This is a genomic window from Trichococcus sp., assembly GCF_049589555.1.
GTDB lineage: Bacteria > Bacillota > Bacilli > Lactobacillales > Aerococcaceae > Trichococcus.
Window position 1 is genome coordinate 1 of record NZ_JBAWAZ010000387.1, and the last position, 5,477, is coordinate 5,477.

Genomic DNA, 5,477 nt, shown 5'->3' on the forward strand with positions numbered 1-5,477 from the left:
GATTAATTCCTGCAGGCTGTTGATGCCCAGTTCGTCCATGCGTTGTGGAAGCTGTTCGATCAGTTTCGGGCAAACGAACGGATCGGTGAAGTTGGCCATGCCGACGCCGACCGCGCTTGCTCCGGCCATGAACATTTCCAGCACGTCATCCACCGTATAGACGCCGCCCATGCCGATGATCGGAATATCGACTGCGCGTGCCACTTGATAGATCATGCGAATCGCTACCGGTTTGATGGCAGGGCCGGAAAGTCCGCCCGTCTTGTTGGCGATGATCGGCTTGCGCGTGTGCAGATCGATGCGCATGCCCACCAACGTGTTGATCATCGAAATGCCATCCGCTCCGGCCGCTTCAACCGCTTTGGCGATTTCTACGATATCCGTAACGTTCGGTGATAATTTGACGTAAACCGGAACAGTTGCGCCTTCTTTAGCCGCGCGCGTGACGGCAGCAGCCATCTCCGGATCGGTTCCGAACTGCAGCCCGCCTTTGTGGACGTTTGGGCAAGAAATGTTCAATTCGATCGCTTTGACGTTCGGCGATTGGGAAACGGCTTTGCAGACTTGGTAATAATCATCGACTGTGTTTCCGGCAACGTTCGATATCAAAGGCACATCGTATTTTTCAAGTGCCGTGTGCTTCTGTGCAACTACGACCTCAACGCCGGGATTCTGCAATCCGATGGCATTCAGCATGCCGGATGGCGTTTCCGCCAATCGCGGCGTAGGATTGCCTCTGCGGGGCTCCAGCGTCGTGGCTTTCGTCATGATGGCGCCCAACAAGCTCAAATCATAGAACTTGCCGTAATCCTCGCCGAAGCCGAAACATCCGCTTGCTGGAATGATCGGGTTTTTTAGTTCCAAACCGGGTAAACTGACTGCTAATCGATTCATAGTACTATCTCCTCTGCTCTGAAGACCGGTCCTTCGACACAGACTCTGTAATTATCGTATGCTGATGTGCTGTTTTTCTTGTCGCAGACGCAGCCGTAGCAGGCTCCGATACCGCAGGCCATCCGCTCTTCCAACGAAAGATAAGTTTTGCTCGGGTCGAATGTCTTCGCTACCGCCACCAACAAGCCTTTCGGACCGCAAGCGAAGACTGCGTCCGGAACAAAGCCGTCCAGTTCATCGAAGTATTGCGTTACGAAACCTTGCTTGCCATAACTGCCGTCATCCGTCGCGATGTTCACTTTGCCGAATGCCGCGAATTCTTCTTCATAGAAGACTTCTTCTTTGTTTTTGAAACCGAAGCAGCTGACAACATTGATGCCTTTCGCATGCAGTTGTTTCGCCAATTCATAAAGCGGAGGAACGCCGATCCCGCCCCCGATCAGCAAAGCATTCTGCCCTTCTTCGAGCATATCGATCGGATAACCGTTGCCCAATGGCCCCAGGATATCCAATTCGTCGCCTGCCATAAGCTGGCTGATGATGGTTGTGCCTTTTCCTTCGGTACGGTAGATGATGACACATTCTTCCTTTTCGGCATCGATTGAAGCGATGCTGATGGGGCGTCTCAAAAGCAGTTCATCCCCTGGGACACGGATATGCAAAAACTGATCCGGTGCTCCCATTTCATTGACCAACGCGCCTTTCAGGCGCAATTCGAAGATATCCTTTGCGATTTCTGTCTGACTGACGACTGTCATCATAGCTTGACTCATAATTATTTTCCTCCTTAATTTTTACAAAAAAGGTGATCTAAAAAAATGCGATGGAGCAAGCTTCAAAGCAAATTCTTCTGTGTCTCTCGGGACACAGTTAAAGAATCACCGACCTATTTTTTACGCTCTGATCAATGTAACTTTTTCGATGCCGTCGACTTCATCCAACTGGACGGAAATCTGTTCCGCCTGGGATGTCGGAATGTTCTTGCCGACATAATCGGCTTTGATCGGCAGTTCCCGGTGGCCTCTGTCGATCAGGACCGCGACCGTTATCCGTTTCGCTCTCCCGAGATCCATCACCGCATCCATGCCGGCACGGATCGTGCGGGCAGTGAACAGCACATCATCCACCAGCACGACATGCTTGCCGGCAACCGAAAACGGAATGTTCGTTTCGTGCAGCACGGGGTTGTCATTCGTGTCGCGGTGCACATCATCGCGGTACAGTGTGATGTCCAATTCCCCTACCGGCAGCTCGACGCCTTCAAAATCTTTGATCCGTTCGGCTATGCGCTTGGCCAGGTAAATGCCGCGCGTCTTGATGCCCACCAAAATCAGGTTCTTGGTGCCATCGTTCTTTTCCAGTATCTCATGTGTGATGCGGGTCAGCGCGCGTTTCATCGTCTGGGCATCCATGATTTCGATTTCTTCTGCCATGTCCACTACTCCTTCATCGTCAAAATGAAAAAAAATACCCTTATGCATTTGGGCATAAGGGTACAGTCACGTGACGCTATACAAAATGTGATGCACCTTTTAGCCTCTCTGGACTATTTTAAAGGTTCCTTCAATATTACTGTAATGATAACGAATAGAGCCGTTGCTGTCAATCAGTTTTTGCGCAGTTCCGCCAGTTTTTCGCTGTAGAAATCAGGCAAAGGTGCTTCGAAGCGCATTTCCTTGCCCGTGGTCGGGTGGATGAAGCCCAAAGTCGACGCATGCAAATATTGTCCATGGCCGCTGAGCGTTTCAGCCGGTCCGTACATAGGATCTCCAGCCACCGGATGGCCAATGTATTTCATGTGGACACGGATCTGGTGCGTGCGGCCGGTTTCAAGGTGCAATTTCAGCAAAGTGAAATCGCGGAAACGCTCGATGACATCAAAATGCGTCACTGCCTTTTTGCCGCCGTCAGCCACTGTACGTTTTTTGCGGTCGATCATCATCCGGGCGATCGGCGCATCGATAGTGCCGTCATCATGCGGAATCACGCCATGGACCAAAGCAAGATAGGCCCGTTCCATCGTATGGTTCTCAAGCTGCTCCGCCAATTTCTGGTGCGCTTCGTTCGTCTTCGCGACGACCAATAAGCCGGATGTATCCATATCGATGCGGTGAACGATTCCCGGACGGATATTAGCCGTGCCATCGGACAGGGAGTTTACGTGGAACAACAAGCCGTTGACCAGAGTGCCGGAAAGGTGCCCTTTGGATGGATGCACAACCATCCCTGATGGCTTATTGACGACCAACAGGGCATCGTCTTCGTAGATGACATCCAATGCAATGTCCTCCGGCGTGACGTTGATCTGTTCCGGTTCCGGAATCGTCAATTCCAGCAGATCCCCTTCTTGAACCTTATAATTCGATTTGACGGCTTTGTCGTTCACCATCAGATTGCCGTCTTTGACCCATGCCTGAATTTGCGAACGGCTCGTACCGGTCATGAAATCCGCCAAGATCTTATCGATCCTGCCGGTTTGACCATCAATATTAAAAACGATTTTTTCTGTCATTTGAATCCCACTTTACTTTAGCTTATTTTTGGAACTTATTTTTTCTTCTTCCTCTTCCATGAAAAGGATGTAAATCGTCATCAGGATGACGCCTATCGTCAAACAGACATCCGCCACATTAAAAATCGGGAAATCGATGAAGTCCAGGCGGAACATATCCACCACGTATCCCAAACGCATCCGATCGATGAAATTGCCGAGCGCACCGCTCAAAAGAAAAGCATAACTGATGCCCACGATTTTTTTGTCGAATCCTTGCTTGTGCGCATTATAGACCATCGCGCCCACGACAACTGCGGTAATGATGAAGAAAAAGAACATTCTCCCCTCAAAAATCCCCCAGGCAGCGCCCTCGTTCTGGATGTAGAACAGGGACAAAATACCCGGTAACACTTCCTTTACTTCGTGCAATGCAAAATTATTTACGATGGCAATTTTGCTCCACTGGTCCAGGACCAACAGCAAGATGGCCAATATATAATAGATAATCATCCGATAGCCTCGCTTATTCTGAAATTAACGCTTTTCCGTATCTTTTGCCTCTATCTATTGTAAACTAATTTTCAAAATTGTATAGTCATTGATTCCGGCATTTCTACCAATAGCCTTATTCATCCTGTAGGTTGCGACTATCATTTTAATGTATCTTTAACAATTTTCTGCATATAGCGCAATCGACCTTGATAAAGAATCCTCATTTTCGGTATAATGAAGATTGTATTGTTATATATCACGTAATAAAGGAGCTTGTTTATGTTGAGAGGTAAGAAGATTGCATTAGTTTTTGCCGGTGCACTAGTATTGTCAGCCTGCGCAGATCAAGTGAAAGAAGCGACAGAGACAATCAGCCAGATCAAAACCGAGGAAAGCGAAATTGTTGCCCAATTGAATGAGCTGCAACAATTGGAGACCGCATTACAGAAAACATTTGACGAATCGCTGGCCAGCGATGAAGAATTGAAGACTTTCAAAGACGGATCGGCAGCCGTGTTCAGCAACCTGGAAGAACGCCGCACTTTAGCCGATTCGATTGAAAGCGCTTTGGAGGGATTGGCCGAAACGAAAGCCGACTTTGTTGCCTTCGACGAAGAGACCTTGCCGTTGGATCAGATGCAGGCAATCGGCGAAACGTTGGATATGTTCAGCGAAAATTCATTGGCTTACCTTGCTGCCTATAGAGACAGTTTGGACAAGGAAGAAGAACTGTTGACCGGCTTCGGAGCAGATGATGCCACTTTTGATACGTTCTTTGCGGGCATCGAAGCAATCAATCTAAGCGCCGAAACAAACCAAGCCAACCTTGCTCCCGTCGCTGAGAATTTGACGACTCTGGATGCGCAATTGGTTGAATTGGAAGCAGCCATCGCCGCAATCGGCACGGAAGGAAGTACAGCAGCCGAATCTCCTGCCGGTGCTGCGGAATCCTCGGAGACCGCAGCTGCAGAGCAGCCAACAAAAAAAGCTGAACCTGTAAGCTACGAATACCAAATCAATCCGGAGATTTCCACTGTCCAACCAATCGCTAAGGACGGCAACACGCAAGTCGCTTTGCTGACTTTCGATGATGCGCCGCAGCAACCGAACAGTTATACCGTGGAAATTGCCGAAACCGTCAAATCTAAAGAGGCCAATGCCATTTTCTTCGTGATGGGACAATTCCTTACGAACGAACAAGCGCGCGAAGACATCAAAACTGTCTATGACATGGGCTTCGAAATCGGTAACCATTCCTATTCGCATCCTGATTTCCAATCTTTGACCTACGATGAGCAACTCGAAGAGATCAAATCAACGAACGACCTGGTCGAAGAGATCACCGGCGAGCGTCCGCGCTTCCTGCGTGCCCCATACGGACAGTACAATGAGGACACCATTGCGATCGCCGCCGCGGAAGGCATGACGATCATGAACTGGACCTACGGCTATGACTGGGTGGAAGAATTCATGGAAGGCACTGCTTTAGCCGATGTCATGGTGAACTCGCAGTATTTGGGAGACGGCGCGAACTTGCTGATGCATGATCGCCCATGGACAAACGACGCAATCAGCGCCATCATCGATGGCCTGCGCG

At 49.4% G+C, this 5,477-nt stretch carries 6 protein-coding genes; 1 reads left to right on the plus strand and 5 read right to left on the minus strand.

Annotated elements, in window-relative coordinates; all coding sequences use genetic code 11:
- The 5 genes from WBV27_RS13375 to lspA form a co-directional block, all read right to left on the minus strand.
- On the minus strand, positions 1–894 hold an 894-nt coding region (locus tag WBV27_RS13375; protein ID WP_424202610.1), incomplete at its 3' end, for a dihydroorotate dehydrogenase.
- On the minus strand, positions 891–1,667 hold the full coding sequence (locus WBV27_RS13380) for a dihydroorotate dehydrogenase electron transfer subunit (RefSeq protein WP_424202611.1): 777 nt from the start codon (positions 1,665–1,667) through the stop codon (positions 891–893). The genes WBV27_RS13375 and WBV27_RS13380, both read right to left, overlap by 4 nt.
- A gap of 120 nt (positions 1,668–1,787) precedes the next feature.
- Positions 1,788–2,327, minus strand: a complete 540-nt coding sequence (gene pyrR / locus WBV27_RS13385) for a bifunctional pyr operon transcriptional regulator/uracil phosphoribosyltransferase PyrR (protein WP_424202612.1) — start codon at positions 2,325–2,327, stop codon at positions 1,788–1,790.
- Between the two features lie 173 nt (positions 2,328–2,500).
- Complete coding sequence (locus tag WBV27_RS13390) at positions 2,501–3,406, minus strand: RluA family pseudouridine synthase (protein ID WP_424202613.1); 906 nt, start codon at positions 3,404–3,406, stop codon at positions 2,501–2,503.
- 12 nt (positions 3,407–3,418) lie between these two features.
- Complete coding sequence (gene lspA / locus WBV27_RS13395; protein WP_424202614.1) at positions 3,419–3,898, minus strand: signal peptidase II; 480 nt, start codon at positions 3,896–3,898, stop codon at positions 3,419–3,421.
- 261 nt (positions 3,899–4,159) lie between these two features.
- Here lspA and WBV27_RS13400 point away from each other — a divergent pair.
- Positions 4,160–5,477 (plus strand): polysaccharide deacetylase family protein (locus WBV27_RS13400; protein WP_424202615.1); only part of this gene is annotated, 1,318 nt, incomplete at its 3' end.

Bases quoted from the DNA above. Each gene is read 5' to 3' on its own strand.
- WBV27_RS13380 (WP_424202611.1), bottom strand. From the start codon at position 1,667: ATGAGTCAAGCTATGATGACAGTCGTCAGTCAGACAGAAATCGCAAAG.
- pyrR (WP_424202612.1), bottom strand. From the start codon at position 2,327: ATGGCAGAAGAAATCGAAATCATGGATGCCCAGACGATGAAACGCGCG.
- lspA (WP_424202614.1), bottom strand. From the start codon at position 3,898: ATGATTATCTATTATATATTGGCCATCTTGCTGTTGGTCCTGGACCAG.
- WBV27_RS13390 (WP_424202613.1), bottom strand. From the start codon at position 3,406: ATGACAGAAAAAATCGTTTTTAATATTGATGGTCAAACCGGCAGGATC.